Consider the following 15,522-nt stretch of genomic DNA (forward strand, 5'->3'; position numbering starts at 1 on the left):
TTGTATTCCTTTCACGCAGCCCGCATCGGCCCGGCGTTGATCTGGGCAAGATCCTTCGCTTCGCTAGAAAACAACTGGGCAAGATCGATGATGACGACGAAATCGCCTTCACGACGAACGACGCCTGCGATGTAGCTGGAGTTCCAGTGAATGCCGATATCAGGGGCTGTTTCGACCTGGTCGATGTTAAAAGGCGTGACCTCGAAGACCTTGTCTGCAACCAGTCCCAAAGCCAGAAGCTTTTCGCCAAAGGGAATATCGAGAACCAGTATGCGCGTATGAGGCGTTTTGACCGTCTTCGACATGCCCAGACGCAGACGAAGGTCTATCACCGGAACGCCTTGACCACGCACATCCCGCAGACCGAGCAGATAGTCCGGTCCGTTGGGAATTTTAAACGCTTCTTCGTGATCGAGAATTTCGCGCACGACATCCACGGGTACAGCAAAGACTTCTTCGCCAAGACTAAAAGTCACGTATTGAGTTTGAGTGGACGGGCTCGCCATTTACGTTTTCTCCAAAGTCCCTGGTCATTCAGTCAGATTCGATGTGCCTCTTGCGAGGCTCGCAATCCGGCGCAAGAAGCCCGCGCCGGATTGCCTATGGCGTCATGCGGATTGACGAAAATCCTGATCGGCTGCATCCGGGCCACCCATGGAGAGATCCAACGCGAAACCCTTTGCGCGCGCCTGCTGCCCGCCAATCGAGTTATCGCTCTGCCGGCGCACATTTGGATTGGAAGCATGGGCTGGGGCAGAGGTGCGCTGCGGGGCATGTTTCTGGGGTGCCGCACGGCTGGACGATGCACGCTCAACCTTGAAGAAGGCAATGCTCGCTTGCAGTTCTTCAGCCTGGGCTGCCAGCTCTTCGGATGTCGCAGACATTTCCTCGGATGCGCTCGTGTTCTGCTGAGTCACGCGGTCGAGTTGCTGGATAGCCTCATTGATCTGGTTGGCGCCAATATCCTGTTCGCGGCATGCAGCAGAAATCTCGGCAACAAGTTCAGCCGTTTTGCGAATATCTGGCACGAGACGGTTCAGCATCTCGCCTGCTTCTGCCGCAGCGGTCACCGTTTCGCTTGACATGGCGCTGATTTCGGCTGCGGCAGACTGGCTGCGTTCAGCGAGCTTGCGCACTTCCGATGCAACGACGGCGAAACCCTTGCCATGCTCACCGGCGCGTGCTGCCTCAACGGCCGCATTGAGGGCGAGAAGGTCGGTCTGGCGTGCAATTTCCTGAACGATGGAAATCTTTTCGGCAATCGTGCGCATGGCGACGACGGCTTTGCCAACTGCAGCACCGCTTGCTTCGGCATCCGTCGAAGACTGACGGGCAATCTTCTCGGTCTGTGCAGCATTTTCAGCGTTCTGGCGAATATTGGCGGCCATCTGCTCCATCGATGCGGAGGCTTCTTCGGTCGAGGATGCCTGTTCGGTTGCGCCTTGCGAGACCTGCTCCGAGCTTGCAGAAAGCTCCTGGCTACCAGATGACACATTGTCCGCAGCAGAAAGAGAGTCGGATACCACACCACGAAGGCGTTCGATCATGAGGTTGACATGTTCAAGAACGCGGCTGATTTCATCTCGTGTGGTGATTTCGCTGAGCGTCGTGAGGTCGCCATCGGCGACTTTACGAACCGCAGCGGTTGCCTTGTTGAGGCCTTTGGCGATGCCAATCGAAATGACCAGTCCTGCGATTATCGCAATCAGAACGACGGCGACTGATACGCTGGTTACCATCAACCACGCGTTGGCGAAGAGATCGTTCGCATCTGACTCAGCCTTATGCATCATGGCTTTGTTGGAATCGACGCGCTGGTCGATAGCTTCCGCTATCTTGTCAGTGATTTCGCGAACTTGAGTTTTGACCAGTTTGAGAGCGCCATCCATGTCTCCCGCTCTCGCCAGCTGACGTACCGTGTCATCCATGCGAAACAAATCCTGGGCCATATCGGCGACTTCAACCCATTGAGCGCGGCCCTGTTCGGTTGCGGCGTTTTTCTGAAGCCATTCAGTCTTCTCTTTGAATTCCTTGCGATAGTTATCGCTGTTCTGGATCGATCGTTCCATTGCTGCGGCATTGTCAGCTGTAGCAATGTTCATCTGGCTTCGTACGAAACGAAGCTGGACGCGGCCCAGTTCCAGGGCTGTCTCAAGGCGGGCCGCAGGCCCTCTGACGATGTCGCTAGCCGCAGAATTCAGAATGTTGAGGCTATTCAATGAGTAGACCGATGTGCCCACTATCATCAGAATGATAATGCCAAAAGCCATTGCCAGTTTTAATTTTATGGTCAGATGCATGGAAAACGTTCCCTCTGGAAATCAAGGCAGGACGTACCTGTCCTCTTCCGTCAATTGGCTGGAAATACTGCACTTTTTACAATTTTGACTTCCCAGATTCGATGGATTTGTCGAAGCTGGGAAGATTTTAATTCAAGCACTTTCGCGGAAATCCGCATCATTTGAGTCAGGTCCGCCCATCGACATATCAAGAGCGAAACCCTTTGCTCGCGCCTGTTGTGCCTGGATAGACTTATCCTGGATCGGGCGACGGGTCGGAGTTGCCGGTTTCGCCGATGGCCGAGAGTTAGGCCCGGCAGCGCGTGAAGCTGTCTGGGACTTTTGTCCGTTGCCTTCCGCACGTTCCACCCGGAAGAAGGCGATGCTGGCCTGTAGTTCTTCGGCCTGTGCTGCCAGCTCTTCTGAGGTCGCAGACATTTGTTCGGACGCACCGGAGTTCTGCTGTGTCACGACGTCCAATTGCTGGATCGCTTCATTGATCTGGCTTGCGCCAATGTCCTGTTCACGACAGGCCGCAGAAATTTCCGAAACCAGTTCCGCTGTCTTGCGGATATCGGGCACCAGACGGTTCAACATCTCACCAGCTTCTGTTGCGACTTGGACTGTTTCACCTGATAGCGATGAGATTTCGGCAGCAGCAGCCTGGCTGCGTTCTGCCAGCTTACGGACTTCGGACGCAACCACCGCAAAGCCCTTACCATGCTCACCGGCACGTGCAGCCTCGACAGCGGCGTTCAAAGCGAGAAGGTCTGTCTGGCGCGCAATTTCCTGAACGATGGAAATCTTGTCGGCAATGGTTCGCATGGCGGAAACCGCGCGACCAACGGCTGCACCACTTGCTTCCGCATCCTTGGAGGACTGGCGGGCAATCTTCTCCGTCTGAGCGGCATTGTCAGCGTTCTGTTTGATGTTGGCAGCCATCTGCTCCATGGAGGCAGATGCTTCTTCCGCGGAAGAGGCCTGCTCCGTTGCACCCTGAGACAGCTGCTCGGAGCTTGCGGACAGTTCCTGGCTTCCCGAGGAAACGTTATCAGCGGCCGTCAGCGCATCGGATACAACGCCACGGAGCCGTTCGACCATGCGCTGAAGGGACAGGCCCAATATGTCCTTGTTGGAAAGAGGGGTTGGCGTGACGAAAAGATTGCCGTCCGCGATCTCGTTGGCGACACTTGCAGTATTGCGCAGATTTCCAGTCATGACATTGATGCGGGTGACCAGATCCTTGATCTCGTCATTTGTATTGATTTCAACGTTCTGGTCGAGATCGCCGACTGAAACAGCCTCAGCCACGACCATGATTTTGCGCAGGCCGCTGCTGATGCCAAGGGCAATCCATAGTGCAGTGGCGATGGCGACGATAACGGCGATGATCGATGCGGCGATCAGCAACAAGCGTGTTTGTTCATATTCGGCTGTTGCCGCGTTTTTGGCGTCATTCAGTCTTGCGCGGTTCATCTCCACGCCTTCGTGTAGCTTATTGGTAAGCGCATTGGCGGCCGCACGACCTTCGCCCGATGAATATGCAATAGCGGCGGGGATACTTCCCTCCTGGATCAGTTTACGTACCTGATCGTCGCTATCATCGAATGCCTTGTTGATCGTCACAAGATCGGCCCAATAGGCGCGTGTCTGCGCGCTTGCGGTCGAACTCATTTCCTCCAGTATATCATTCAGTTCCTTGCGGGCTTCGTTGCCGGCCTTTATCAGCGGTTCACGGTCCGCCGGTGTGGGTGCCAGAAGCAGATTTTTCTGCGCGCGGACAACAACGAGAGAAACGGTATTCATCTGATGGACCTTGTCCAAACGAACGACCGTACCTTCAACCACTTCGTCCATGGCGTCTTTTGCAACGCCAAGGCTGTAGATGCCGTAACCAGCGGTGCCCGCTAGCATGAAGATCAGGAAGCCGAACGCGATCGCGAGCTTCAGTTTAATCGTGAACCGCATGTCAAAATTCCTTCGTGAGTTCGATAACATTGCTTCGAGATTGGCTTCTGAAGCCTGAAGTCTCACGTGGAGCCGTGAAAATCGCATTCAGGTTCGGCATGATGACGAACTGCGCTCCTCGCTTGATGAGGCAGTGAATGTAATCCGGCCGCCAACGCATGCCGACACTGGGCGGCGGCTCGCTGGCTGATCGAGAAAAGCTGGTGACCTCGTAGACCTTGTCCGTGCGAAGGCCGACGAGTGTCAGTTCACCTTCCAGCGCGAGTTCGATCACGATGATGCGGCTGTCGATGGTCTTTTCCGCAGCGCCCATGCCGAATGCCAAGCGGATATCGGCCAGCGGAATGACCTTGCCACGGAAGTTGATGACACTGGCCACAAAGGGCATGCTGCCGGGAACTGCGGTTTCCGGTAGCAGGTCGAGAATTTCCTGCACCAGGACGGCTTCGATTGCGAATGTCTCTCCCTCGATGCTGAATGTCAGCACCTCCAGGTCTTCACGATCTGCCCACAAAGCATCGGACGGATGAAAATGAGGCTGGTTCATCATCGGGCGATACGCATCTGCGCCTCCTGCTGCTGTCCGGATATGACGAGGTGCGACACATCGAGAATAAGGGCTACACTGCCATCGCCCAGAATTGTCGCGCCGGAGAAAGTTGCGACATCATGGTGCAGCCTCGACATGGCCTTGATGACGGTCTGATGGTCGCCAATGATTTGATCAACGACAAGGCCGACTCGCTCAGAGCCTGTCGAGATGACGACGACCTTCTGGAACTGATCGGGCTTGGTCCCTGTCTGGAACAGTTCTCGCAGACGGATGAACGGCACAAGGCTTTCGCGCAGCGAGATGAACGAACGCCCACGGGACTGCACGTCATGTTCCTGTGATAGTTCGAGGCACTCCTCAACCGCCGAAAGCGGGATGACATAGCAGCCCGTACCAACGCGCACCAAGAGACCATCGATAATGGCGAGGGTGAGCGGAATTGCGAGCGTGATTTCCGAACCCATGCCCGGATTACTCGTAACATTGATGGTGCCGCGCAGCGCTTCAATGGTCTTCTTGACCACATCCATGCCAACGCCACGCCCCGAAAGATTGGTGACTTGAGCGGCCGTAGAGAAGCCCGGCTCAAAAATCAGCTGCAACAGTTCCTGGTCGGTAAGCGTCGCACCGGGTGCGATGAGCCCGGAAGACTCCGCCTTTGCACGAACGCGCTGACGGTCGATTCCGCGACCATCGTCACGAATGGTGATCGTGACATCGCCGCCGGTCTGACGTGCGACGAGGGTTACCTGTCCGGCAGGATTCTTGCCTGCCGCAATACGCTCTTCCGGTGTTTCCAACCCGTGGTCGCAGGAGTTGCGAACAAGATGAACCAGAGGATCAGCCAGGCGCTCGATCACGACCTTGTCGACTTCGGTTGTTTCACCTTCGGTCACGAGTTCAATCTGTTTGCCGGTTTCTCGTGCCAGGTCATGCGTCAAACGACGGAAGCGGCTGAAGAGCTGAGCGATGGGCACCATGCGAAGCACCATCATCGTGTCGCGCAACTCACCAGAAAGTCGCTCCACATCTTCCGAAACGGAGCGAAGCTGAATATCGACGCTGGAGTTGGCCAGCTGCGAAAGTCGGGATTGGGCAATCACCAATTCGCCGACGCGGTCCATCAGTTCATCAAGGCGTTCAGCCGGAACGCGGACGTTTTCTGCGCCCTTGTTTTGTTTGCTGTCTGTCTGTGCCTGAACTGCTGCAGGATTTGCCTTGGCAGCCTCTTCGACCGGCGCAAGAGGCGGCACAATTTCGGCAGACTCTGATTGTTCGGCAGAAAGTTTTTTGACCTCAATCGCCATGTCGTCCATGACGAAAATGAACACGTCATCAATGGCCGAGCGCGGTTGATCGGTGGTCAGTGTCACCGACCATGAGACGTAAAGACTGGTGGGATCTATATGGTCAAGCGCTGGGATTGCGCTTGTGTTGGCCGCGATGACGCAATCCCCAAGGTCGGCCAATTCGTTCAGAAGACCCAGAGGGTTCGTGCCGTTGGCCATGGAATTTGCAGGCAAGCTGAAGTCGATCTGCCATGTGGTAACAGATGGCGCTTCGGCCTTCGGCGCAGCCGCGACGGGAAGATGGTGGACGTTTGCGGTTTCATTCGTTCCGACGGCGGCCTGCAGTTTTGCAAGCAGACGATCGCCAGTTTCGGGAAGTGCTCTCGCAGGGTTGTCGACGAGGCAACGCATGTGATCCTGCGCCTCGAGGACTGCTGCGATCAGCTCGCTGCTCGCAGGAACTTCACCCTTGCGGACGCGGTCGAAGGCGGTCTCGCAATGGTGGGTAAAGGCAGCCAGTGCCTCAAAGCCAAACATGGCACCGGACCCCTTGAGGGTATGCAGGCCGCGAAACACGGCATCGATCTGTCCCTGGTTGGACAGATCATGCAGCAGGTCGAGCAAGCCGTTTTCGATCTGCTCAAAAAGTTCTGCTGCCTCTGTTCTGAAAACCTGAATGGGGTCCAGTATTGTCATCTACCAAGAACCTTTTTTACGATTTTAACGAGGTTTTCAGGGTCGAACGGCTTCGTGACCCAACCGGTGGCGCCCGCGGATTTCGCGCGGGATTTCATGTCAGCGTCTGACTCAGTGGTCAGAAAGATGATGGGAATGCCCGTATGCGCTGGCGACTGACGTAGCGCCTCGATCATTTCCAGGCCATTCATGTTTGGCATGTTCAAATCCGTGACGATAAGATCGAATGAGCCGCTTTTGGCCCTGCTGAGGCCATCCGCGCCGTCAACAGCTTCCGTCACCTGATAACCTGCGTTGGACAGGGCGATTTTCGTTGTCATCCTGATGCTCGCAGAGTCATCGACGGTGAGAATGTTGGCGCTCATTGGATTTCCTTTCCGTGCAGCCAGAAGAGGCGGGAAGCCTCGTCCATAGTCGTGAGGAAACCGCCGCGCCGTAATGTTTCGACTATCTCTGGCGAGGCCGGTTTCGTGAGTGTGATGTATTTGCCCTCAGTTCGGGCATAGAGCCGCGATGCTTCGATAAGCTGGATGAAGCTCAGATCGGCTTGCGCATCCTCGGGTATGTCGACGGTAATGGCACTGTTCATCTGCAGTGCTTCAAGCAGGGTTTCATGCACAGCCAATGCGTTGCGCACGGAAAGCTGGGAGGGCAAATTGATTAGTTCTGGTGTCATCAGTAGACCTTAACTTCCCCGGTTGGCTTCAATTCATGCCCGCGACATCAGTGATTTCGTACCATGCTGTGTTAGAGTTGCCGGTTTGACGACAGCTTTCGTGTCAGTTGGTCGTCCGTGCCTGTTTGTCCGGACGTCCGGGCGCGCAGAGCGGCGACAAGCGCGCCTTCGCGGAGCCAGACACAGTTTTGCCGTCTGCCAGAACGCCATTTTCACGCATTCGGTTGGCAGTGAGATACAGCTATGGGTTCGCAATCACCCGGAGGCGATACAACGTTCCAATCTCTACATTGTGTGAAAGTCGAGTTGACATCATGCAACCCGCTACGATTGGTACAACCTCGACGATATCGTCGTTATCGATTGTTTTCGCTAATCATATTAGCTTAGTGATATCCTCGAAACGGTTAAGGGCGCGTTAAGACCGGTTGCGATTAGTCGGGGGGTTTTAAGAACTGAGGCATATTGACATGATTGATAGAAGACAAGGTTGAATATAAGCCGTTCACTACCTGAAATATATATTGATCTTTTTATTCAAAACACAGTTAGAACCTAGGGGGAGTAACGAAAGCATTCTTCTTCCTGTTACTATAAACATACCTTGTCAGCTCGCTTTCATTCCGATCTGGTGTCCCTGCCGACCCTTCCCTTGCTCACGCTCATGTTCAGCCCTGTTTTCTGCTCCAGCGTGTTTTTTTCCGTAAGCTTTTTGAGTATCCGCACCGGCGATATAGGGCTAACATACTGATAGAAAACATTAAAAATCAAAATTAATTTTTTATTGCAGTCGCTGTTGCGGAACAGGAATGTTTCGCATAGGTTTTTACGGCAACGTTTCAGTGAGGGAGGAGACTCATGCGTACGACTGCCATTTTGGCCACTCTGTTGGCCGGTTTCACGGTGCCTGCAACCATCGCAGGGGCTACAGATCTAGAGGTAACGCACTGGTGGACGTCAGGCGGTGAAGCCGCGGCAGTGGGGGAGCTTGCCAAAGCATTCGATGCAACCGGGAATAAATGGGTGGATGGCGCGATTGCCGGCTCTGGCGGTACCGCTCGTCCAATCATGATCAGCCGGATCACCGGTGGTGATCCGATGGGTGCAACCCAATTCAACCACGGACGCCAGGCCGAAGAGCTTGCGCAATCCGGTTTGATGCGCGATCTCACGGATGTTGCTGAAAAGGGCAAGTGGAAAGACGTCATCAAGCCAGCAAGCCTGCTGGAAAGCTGCACAATTGATGGCAAGATTTATTGCGCACCGGTCAATATCCACTCCTGGCAGTGGCTATGGCTTTCCAACGCCGCTTTCAAAAAGGCAGGTGTAGAGGTTCCTAAAAACTGGACTGAATTCGTTGCAGCGGCGCCAGCCCTGCAAAAGGCGGGTATTCAGCCTCTCGCCCTCGGCGGTCAGGCATGGCAGGCCAATGGCTTGTTCGACACGCTGCTGATTTCACTTGCTGGCAAGGACCTCTATGAAAAGATCTACAAGGACAAAGATGCCGAGGTTGCTGCCGGACCGGAAATGAAGAAGATCTTCGTGGCTGCGGACGAAGCCCGCAAGCTTGCGAAAGGCTCAAATGTTCAGGACTGGAACCAGGCAACGAACATGGTCATCACCGGCAAAGCTGGCGGTCAGGTCATGGGTGACTGGGCGCAGGGTGAGTTTCAGCTTGCCAACCAGAAGGCCGGAACTGATTACACCTGCCTTCCCGGCCTTGGCCTGAACGAGTTGCTGACAGCCAATGGCGATGCTTTCTACTTCCCTCTTCTGAAAGATGAGGCGAAATCGAAGGCGCAGGAGGTTCTGGCAGAAGTGATCGTTGATCCCAAGACCCAGGTTGCGTTCAACCTGAAGAAGGGTTCGCTTCCCATCAGAGGCGACGTCGATCTTGGTACAGCCAATGACTGCATGAAGAAGGGCCTTGCCATCCTTGCAAAGGGTGAGGTTCTCCAGAGCACCGACCAGCTTATCTCCGCAGATACGCAAAAGCAGAAGGAGGACTTGATGTCCGAATTCTTTGCGAACCCATCCCTGACCGCGGATGCAGCGCAGAAGCGCTTCGCCGAGATCATCGGTTCTGCCGACTGATACAAGGCTCGCCTTTAGCCGGTTGGATGGACCAGCCGGCTAAATGTGCTGCTGGAAACAGTGGTTTCATGGCGCTCCGAGGACATGTGTTGCGGACGTGAGTCCTTCGCGGTTCGCTGCACGATCAACCATTATGATTGATAAGGAGTGGGACATGGCGGTCAAAAGCCATTCTGGTCGTCCAAACCAGCTATTCCGCAATCTGAATTCAAAGATTGCATCGATACCCATGATCCTGACCGCGATGGTCATCTTCATGGGTGGAACGATCTGGACAGTCGTTTATTCCTTCACCAATTCCAAACTGTTGCCGCGCGCCTCGTTCATTGGCATTGAGCAATATGAGCGTCTTTGGGCAGCGCCTCGCTGGATCATTTCGATCCAGAACCTTGCTATCTACGGCATACTGTCGCTGATCTTCAGTCTCGTTATCGGCTTCGTTCTGGCCGCGCTGATGGATCAGAAAATACGGTTTGAGAATACATTCCGAACCATCTTTCTTTATCCTTTTGCTCTTTCTTTCATCGTCACCGGCCTTGTCTGGCAGTGGCTGCTGAACCCTGAATTCGGGATCCAGTCGGTCGTGCGCTCAATGGGCTGGGAAGACTTCACGTTCGATCCGCTTTATGATCCGAACCTCGTCATTTACGGCATCCTTATTGCAGCACTTTGGCAGGGCACCGGCCTCGTGATGTGCCTCATGCTTGCTGGCTTGCGTGGTATCGATGAGGATATCTGGAAAGCATCGCGCGTTGACGGAATTCCGATGTGGAAGACCTATATTCTCATCGTCATTCCCATGATGCGGCCCGTCTTCATCACGACGCTTGTCATCATCGCCAGCGGCATCGTCAAGGTCTACGATCTCGTGGTGGCTCAAACGAGCGGTGGCCCGGGTATAGCGTCGGAAGTGCCGGCAAAATATGTCTATGACTACATGTTTCAGGCGCAAAACCTGGGGCAGGGCTTTGCCGCCTCCACCATGATGCTGCTGACAGTGGCCATCATCATTGTCCCATGGGCTTACCTCGAATTCGGAGGGCGCAAGCGTGGCTAATATCTCAACATTCAACACGGTCGCTGTCGCAACTGATGCTGTGTCCTCTCGACTTGAAGGGCCGCGTGGCCGCAAACCACGCAAACGGATTTCCCGCCGCAACATCATTCTCTATGGCAGCCTATTCGTAGCGGCGATCTATTACCTGTTGCCGCTCTATGTGATGATCGTCACATCCTTGAAGGGCATGCCGGAAATTCGCATGGGCAATATCTTTGCCCCGCCGGTCGAAATCACATTCGAGCCATGGGTTAAAGCATGGTCGAACGCCTGCACGGGTCTGAATTGCGACGGACTTTCGCGTGGTTTCTGGAATTCCGTGCGTATCATGGTGCCATCGACATTCGTGTCGATCCTGATTGCATCCGTCAGCGGCTACGCCTTGGCGAACTGGAAATTCAAGGGCTCGGAGTTCTTCTTCTCCATCCTCATCATCGGAGCGTTCATTCCCTATCAGGTCATGATCTATCCAATCGTGATCGTGCTGCGTGAAATGGGTGTCTACGGTACGCTGACCGGTCTGATTATCGTCCACACGATTTTTGGAATGCCGATCCTGACGCTTCTGTTTCGCAACTACTTTGCGGGCCTGCCGGAAGAATTGTTCAAGGCGGCGCGCATCGATGGCGCGAATTTCTGGCAGATCTATTTTCGCATCATGGCGCCGATGTCGCTGCCGATCTTTGTGGTCGCGATGATCCTGCAAGTCACAGGCATCTGGAATGACTTCCTGTTCGGCGTCGTGTTCACCAGGCCGGAATATTATCCGATGACGGTTCAGCTCAACAATATCGTCAACTCTGTTCAGGGTGTGAAGGAATACAACGTCAATATGGCGGCGACCCTTCTGACCGGTGCTGTTCCGCTGTTCGTCTACTTCGTTTCAGGCAGACTTTTTGTCCGCGGCATCGCCGCTGGCGCAGTCAAAGGTTAAGCTTCATGAATAAAAGCGTCTCCATTCGCGAACTGTCCCTGTCCTTTGGCGCTGTCAATGTGCTGTCGGATCTCAATCTCGATATTTATGAAGGGGAGTTTCTTGTTCTGCTTGGCTCTTCGGGCTGCGGAAAGTCGACATTGCTCAACTGCATTGCTGGCCTTCTAGAACCGACGGAAGGGCAGATTTTCATCAAGGATCGCAATGTCACCTGGGAAGAGCCAAAGGATCGCGGCATCGGCATGGTGTTCCAGTCCTATGCGCTTTATCCGCAGATGACGGTGGAAAAGAACCTGTCTTTTGGTTTGCAGGTTGCCAAAATGCCGAAGGAAGAGATCGACAAGCGCGTGAAGCGCGCCGCCGGTATTCTCCAGATCGAACCGCTTTTGAAGCGCAAACCGGCGGAGCTTTCCGGCGGTCAGCGTCAGCGTGTTGCCATCGGGCGCGCGCTCGTTCGCGACGTTGATGTGTTCCTGTTCGATGAGCCTTTGTCGAACCTCGATGCCAAGCTGCGCTCGGAACTGCGCGTGGAAATCAAGCGCCTCCATCAGGCGCTGAAAAATACGATGATCTATGTGACCCACGACCAGATCGAGGCACTGACGCTGGCAGATCGTATCGCGATCATGAAGAGTGGCGTTATCCAGCAGCTGGACGATCCTGTCTCCATCTACAACAAGCCTAAAAATCTGTTCGTTGCAGGGTTCATCGGCTCACCATCGATGAATTTCCTCCATGGAGAACTTGCTGAGCAAGAAGGCAAGGTCGTCTTCAAGACCCATGGCGTCAGCTTCACCCTCGATGGTTATGACGCCTCGACCGCGCTCACACCCGGAACAGGCGCTGTTCTCGGCGTTCGCCCGGAGCACGTGCGGGTGGACGGAGATATCACCGGCGGTGAGATTCATGATGCCGTGGTTGATATTGAGGAGCCAATGGGGGCCGATAACCTCATATGGCTCAAGCTTGCCGGTCACACGCTTTCAGTGCGGGTTGGCGGGCACAGACGTTACGCGCCCGGATCCAAGGTCAAGCTTGCCTTTGATATGTCCATGGCGTCCCTTTTCGATGCGAAGACCGAAGACCGCATCTGAATTCACCCACCCTTCCACCAGACACAGTCCCAATGTCAGGAGAGACAGATGACGAAACTTGGTTTCCAGCTCTATAGTGCCCGTAATTTTCCGCCGCTTTCAGACGTCCTGAAAAAACTGTCAGCGGCGGGATATGCCCACGTTGAAGGCTTCGGCGGTATCTATGGTTCGCTTGACGATGCCGGCTTGAAAGCTCTGCGTGCCGATCTCGACGCCAATAATCTCACCATGCCGACAGGCCATTTTGGTATCGATATGCTGGAGAGCGAGCCTGAAAAGGCGCTCAACATTGCCAGCACGCTCGGCATCAAGGCCATCTATTGCCCTCATCTTATGCCGGACCAACGCCCAAGCGATGCTGCGGGTTGGCTTGCATTCGGCAAGCGCCTTCAGGAGGCTGCCAAACCATTCCGTGACGCCGGACTGGCCTTCGGTTGGCACAATCACGATTTCGAGTTCGTGAAGCTTGAAGATGGCTCCACGCCACAGGAACAGATTTTCGCTGGTGGACCCGAGCTGGAATGGGAGGCAGACATTGCCTGGATTATCAGAGGTAAAGCCGATCCGCTTGAGTGGATCGAACGCTACGCCAGCCGTATTACCGCCGTGCATGTCAAGGACATCGCTTCGCCGGGCGAAAATACCGATGAAGACGGTTGGGCCGATGTCGGCCACGGCACAGTGGACTGGAAGGGCTTGGTCGATGTGCTCAAGAAAACGGCCGTCAAATATTATGTCGTCGAGCATGACAATCCCAAGGACGTCGACCGTCTGATCACACGGTCCATCACATCTTTCAACGCCTATTAATTCACCAATCTGGAGTTCAAGACATGGCCAAGGAACTTGGCGTCGGCATCATTGGATGCGGCAATATCTCAACGACCTATTTTTCCCTCTCGCCGCTGTTTCGTGGTTTGAAAGTTCTGGCCTGCGCCGACCTCAACCGCAGTGCGGCGGAACTGCGGGCTGAAGAATATGGGGTCAAGGCGCAGTCCATCGAGGAACTGCTTGCCAACGACGAAATCGATGTGGTGGTCAACCTCACCATTCCGGCGGCGCATTTTGCCGTCTCGAAATCCATCCTCGAAGCGGGTAAGCACGTCTATTCGGAAAAGCCTCTGGTGCTGACACTGGAGGAGGGCGAGGAGTTGCGCCGTCTCGCAAAGGAAAAGAACCTTGCTGTCGGTTGCGCGCCCGACACATTTCTGGGCGGTGCGCATCAGTTGGCGCGTCAATACATCGATCAAGGCGGCATCGGTCGCATCACATCAGGCACATGCCATGTCATGAGCCCGGGCATGGAAATGTGGCATCCCAATCCCGGCTTCTTCTTCCTTGAAGGCGGCGGCCCGATTCTTGATCTTGGCCCTTACTATGTTGCCAATCTCATCAACCTCATCGGCCCGGTCAAGCGCGTGGGCGCCTTGACCTCCATGGCAAACCCGACACGCACGGTGACCAGCCAGCCCTTGAACGGGCAGGTCATTCCGGTTGAAACGCCTACGAACATCCACGCCTTGCTGGAGTTCGTGAACGGCGCCACAATCACCCTGTCGGCAAGCTGGGATGTGTGGTCGCATCGCCATGCCAATATGGAGCTTTACGGCACTGAGGGCTCCCTCTATGTGCCGGATCCCAACTTCTTTGGTGGGGTTGTCGAGGCGAGTGGTCGTGACAAGGACATCAAGCCGTTGGAAAACTGGGATCATCCCTTTGGCATTGCCAATCAGGAAAGCCCACAGGGCGCGCGCGCGAACTATCGCACGGCGGGTCTTGCCGACATGGTGCTCGCGCTGATCGAAGGACGCGATGCGCGTTGCTCGCTGGATCGCTCGCTCCACGGGATTGATGTCATGACATCGATTCTGAAGTCCGGCGAAGAGGGGCGCTTCATAGAGTTGACGACCACCTGCACCCAGCCTGCAGCGCTGGGCATCGAAGAAGCGCAGGCTCTGCTGCGATAAATGGCAGTCGGCGGGTGCAGCAAATGCATCCGCCGACTTATCCAGCCTGTTGTCCCAAAAGAATGTCGGTTCTGACCGTCGCCTTCAAAGGCAAGTGATCCGAGGCTATGCGCGACAAAGCGCTGTTATGCGCGGTCACATTATCAACCAGCCCTGCGCGGTTGGAGATGATCCTGTCTAAGGCCAGCACGGGCATGCCGGCGGGAAAACTCGGAACCGCGGGCGGCAAGCTGCCGAAAGCATCGCGGAATGTGTTGAGAGATGAACCATTGCCCAATCGCCATTCATTGAGATCACCGAGCAAGATAGTCGGGTGCTCGTCTCGTGTGTTTAGCAGTTCAACCAATGCTTTTGCCTGTCGGGCGCGCGAATGTCGCAACAAGCCGAAATGGGCCGCGATAATGCGCAGCGTTCCTCCCTGTTGAAGGTCGAGCTCCACGACCAGCGCACCGCGTGGCTCAAGGCCCGGTAGTTTCAGCGGATGGACGTCGCGAACGGCACCTTCCTTGAACAGAACAACATTTCCGTGCCAGCCATGTGCTTTTGTGCCTGCCGAGATCGGAACGGGCGAAAGGCCGCACTCCCGCTCCAGCCTTCCCAGGTCCAGCAGACCAGTGCGCTCTCCAAACCGGCTATCAGCCTCCTGGAGCGCCATGATATCAGCGCCTATTTCCTGAATGACATGGCAGATACGGTCCGGGTCGAACTTGCGGTCTCGTCCAACGCATTTGTGGACGTTGTAAGAGGCGATAACGGGATGGCCTTCCGCCTTCGAGGCTTCACTGGGGGGCGGCAATGTCTTGCGGTTGCGGAAAGATGTCATCAGAACAGATGAAAGGCTCTCGGATTTTGTACGCGCTAGCTTTTTGTCTTGCATTCACGATTACCCAGTTCCGACTTTGTAAGCGACCATTG

At 55.0% G+C, this 15,522-nt stretch carries 14 protein-coding genes; 6 read left to right on the forward strand and 8 right to left on the reverse strand.

The genetic code is table 11. From position 1 onward, the window contains the following. Window positions 1-11: 11 nt before the first annotated feature. The 7 genes from RQI55_RS12345 to RQI55_RS12375 form a co-directional block, all read right to left on the reverse strand. Entirely contained in the window at window positions 12-506 is a 495-nt protein-coding gene (locus RQI55_RS12345) for a chemotaxis protein CheW (protein WP_042616618.1), read from the reverse strand. A gap of 102 nt (window positions 507-608) precedes the next feature. Then, window positions 609-2,300: a methyl-accepting chemotaxis protein gene (locus tag RQI55_RS12350; protein WP_192064791.1), complete on the reverse strand. Its 1,692-nt coding sequence runs from the start codon at window positions 2,298-2,300 to the stop codon at window positions 609-611. A 132-nt stretch (window positions 2,301-2,432) separates the two neighbouring features. Beyond that, complete coding sequence (locus RQI55_RS12355) at window positions 2,433-4,247, reverse strand: methyl-accepting chemotaxis protein (RefSeq protein ID WP_311272667.1); 1,815 nt, start codon at window positions 4,245-4,247, stop codon at window positions 2,433-2,435. Between the two features lies 1 nt (window position 4,248). Further along, entirely contained in the window at window positions 4,249-4,794 is a 546-nt protein-coding gene (locus RQI55_RS12360) for a chemotaxis protein CheW (protein ID WP_042616730.1), read from the reverse strand. Then, window positions 4,794-6,785 carry a chemotaxis protein CheA gene (locus RQI55_RS12365; RefSeq protein WP_311272668.1) on the reverse strand — a complete coding sequence of 664 codons (1,992 nt, stop codon included), beginning with the start codon at window positions 6,783-6,785 and terminating at the stop codon, window positions 4,794-4,796. The genes RQI55_RS12360 and RQI55_RS12365 overlap by 1 nt, the downstream gene beginning before the upstream one ends. Beyond that, window positions 6,782-7,150: a response regulator gene (locus RQI55_RS12370; protein WP_042616614.1), complete on the reverse strand. Its 369-nt coding sequence runs from the start codon at window positions 7,148-7,150 to the stop codon at window positions 6,782-6,784. The genes RQI55_RS12365 and RQI55_RS12370 overlap by 4 nt, the downstream gene beginning before the upstream one ends. Beyond that, window positions 7,147-7,461 carry an STAS domain-containing protein gene (locus RQI55_RS12375; protein ID WP_311272669.1) on the reverse strand — a complete coding sequence of 105 codons (315 nt, stop codon included), beginning with the start codon at window positions 7,459-7,461 and terminating at the stop codon, window positions 7,147-7,149. The genes RQI55_RS12370 and RQI55_RS12375 overlap by 4 nt, the downstream gene beginning before the upstream one ends. An 858-nt stretch (window positions 7,462-8,319) precedes the next feature. Here RQI55_RS12375 and RQI55_RS12380 point away from each other — a divergent pair. The 6 genes from RQI55_RS12380 to RQI55_RS12405 all read left to right on the forward strand — a co-directional run bounded on the left by RQI55_RS12380 (window position 8,320) and on the right by RQI55_RS12405 (window position 14,607). Then, window positions 8,320-9,555, forward strand: a complete 1,236-nt coding sequence (locus RQI55_RS12380) for an ABC transporter substrate-binding protein (protein WP_192064787.1) — start codon at window positions 8,320-8,322, stop codon at window positions 9,553-9,555. A gap of 154 nt (window positions 9,556-9,709) precedes the next feature. Next, a complete protein-coding gene (locus RQI55_RS12385; protein WP_042616729.1) occupies window positions 9,710-10,612 on the forward strand; it encodes a carbohydrate ABC transporter permease in 903 nt (300 codons plus the stop codon). Continuing rightward, on the forward strand, window positions 10,605-11,546 hold the full coding sequence (locus RQI55_RS12390) for a carbohydrate ABC transporter permease (RefSeq protein WP_311272670.1): 942 nt from the start codon (window positions 10,605-10,607) through the stop codon (window positions 11,544-11,546). Before RQI55_RS12385 ends, RQI55_RS12390 begins: the two co-directional genes overlap by 8 nt. A gap of 5 nt (window positions 11,547-11,551) precedes the next feature. Next, window positions 11,552-12,640: an ABC transporter ATP-binding protein gene (locus RQI55_RS12395; RefSeq protein ID WP_311272671.1), complete on the forward strand. Its 1,089-nt coding sequence runs from the start codon at window positions 11,552-11,554 to the stop codon at window positions 12,638-12,640. Window positions 12,641-12,688: 48 nt separating this feature from the next. Next, on the forward strand, window positions 12,689-13,450 hold the full coding sequence (locus tag RQI55_RS12400) for a sugar phosphate isomerase/epimerase (RefSeq protein ID WP_311272672.1): 762 nt from the start codon (window positions 12,689-12,691) through the stop codon (window positions 13,448-13,450). 23 nt (window positions 13,451-13,473) lie between these two features. Beyond that, window positions 13,474-14,607 carry a Gfo/Idh/MocA family oxidoreductase gene (locus RQI55_RS12405; protein ID WP_311272673.1) on the forward strand — a complete coding sequence of 378 codons (1,134 nt, stop codon included), beginning with the start codon at window positions 13,474-13,476 and terminating at the stop codon, window positions 14,605-14,607. Window positions 14,608-14,644: 37 nt separating this feature from the next. Here RQI55_RS12405 and RQI55_RS12410 read toward each other — a convergent pair whose 3' ends face one another. Further along, on the reverse strand, window positions 14,645-15,484 hold the full coding sequence (locus RQI55_RS12410; RefSeq protein WP_042616607.1) for an endonuclease/exonuclease/phosphatase family protein: 840 nt from the start codon (window positions 15,482-15,484) through the stop codon (window positions 14,645-14,647). Window positions 15,485-15,522 lie beyond the last annotated feature (38 nt).

The organism is Rhizobium sp. WCS2018Hpa-16, from assembly GCF_031843705.1.
Taxonomy (GTDB): domain Bacteria; phylum Pseudomonadota; class Alphaproteobacteria; order Rhizobiales; family Rhizobiaceae; genus Agrobacterium; species Agrobacterium tumefaciens_C.

Bases quoted from the DNA above. Each gene is read 5' to 3' on its own strand.
- RQI55_RS12355 (WP_311272667.1), bottom strand. From the start codon at position 4,247: ATGCGGTTCACGATTAAACTGAAGCTCGCGATCGCGTTCGGCTTCCTG.
- RQI55_RS12400 (WP_311272672.1), top strand. From the start codon at position 12,689: ATGACGAAACTTGGTTTCCAGCTCTATAGTGCCCGTAATTTTCCGCCG.
- RQI55_RS12365 (WP_311272668.1), bottom strand. From the start codon at position 6,785: ATGACAATACTGGACCCCATTCAGGTTTTCAGAACAGAGGCAGCAGAA.
- RQI55_RS12375 (WP_311272669.1), bottom strand. From the start codon at position 7,461: ATGACACCAGAACTAATCAATTTGCCCTCCCAGCTTTCCGTGCGCAAC.
- RQI55_RS12410 (WP_042616607.1), bottom strand. From the start codon at position 15,484: ATGCAAGACAAAAAGCTAGCGCGTACAAAATCCGAGAGCCTTTCATCT.
- RQI55_RS12405 (WP_311272673.1), top strand. From the start codon at position 13,474: ATGGCCAAGGAACTTGGCGTCGGCATCATTGGATGCGGCAATATCTCA.
- RQI55_RS12350 (WP_192064791.1), bottom strand. From the start codon at position 2,300: ATGCATCTGACCATAAAATTAAAACTGGCAATGGCTTTTGGCATTATC.
- RQI55_RS12370 (WP_042616614.1), bottom strand. From the start codon at position 7,150: ATGAGCGCCAACATTCTCACCGTCGATGACTCTGCGAGCATCAGGATG.
- RQI55_RS12345 (WP_042616618.1), bottom strand. From the start codon at position 506: ATGGCGAGCCCGTCCACTCAAACTCAATACGTGACTTTTAGTCTTGGC.
- RQI55_RS12380 (WP_192064787.1), top strand. From the start codon at position 8,320: ATGCGTACGACTGCCATTTTGGCCACTCTGTTGGCCGGTTTCACGGTG.
- RQI55_RS12385 (WP_042616729.1), top strand. From the start codon at position 9,710: ATGGCGGTCAAAAGCCATTCTGGTCGTCCAAACCAGCTATTCCGCAAT.
- RQI55_RS12360 (WP_042616730.1), bottom strand. From the start codon at position 4,794: ATGAACCAGCCTCATTTTCATCCGTCCGATGCTTTGTGGGCAGATCGT.
- RQI55_RS12395 (WP_311272671.1), top strand. From the start codon at position 11,552: ATGAATAAAAGCGTCTCCATTCGCGAACTGTCCCTGTCCTTTGGCGCT.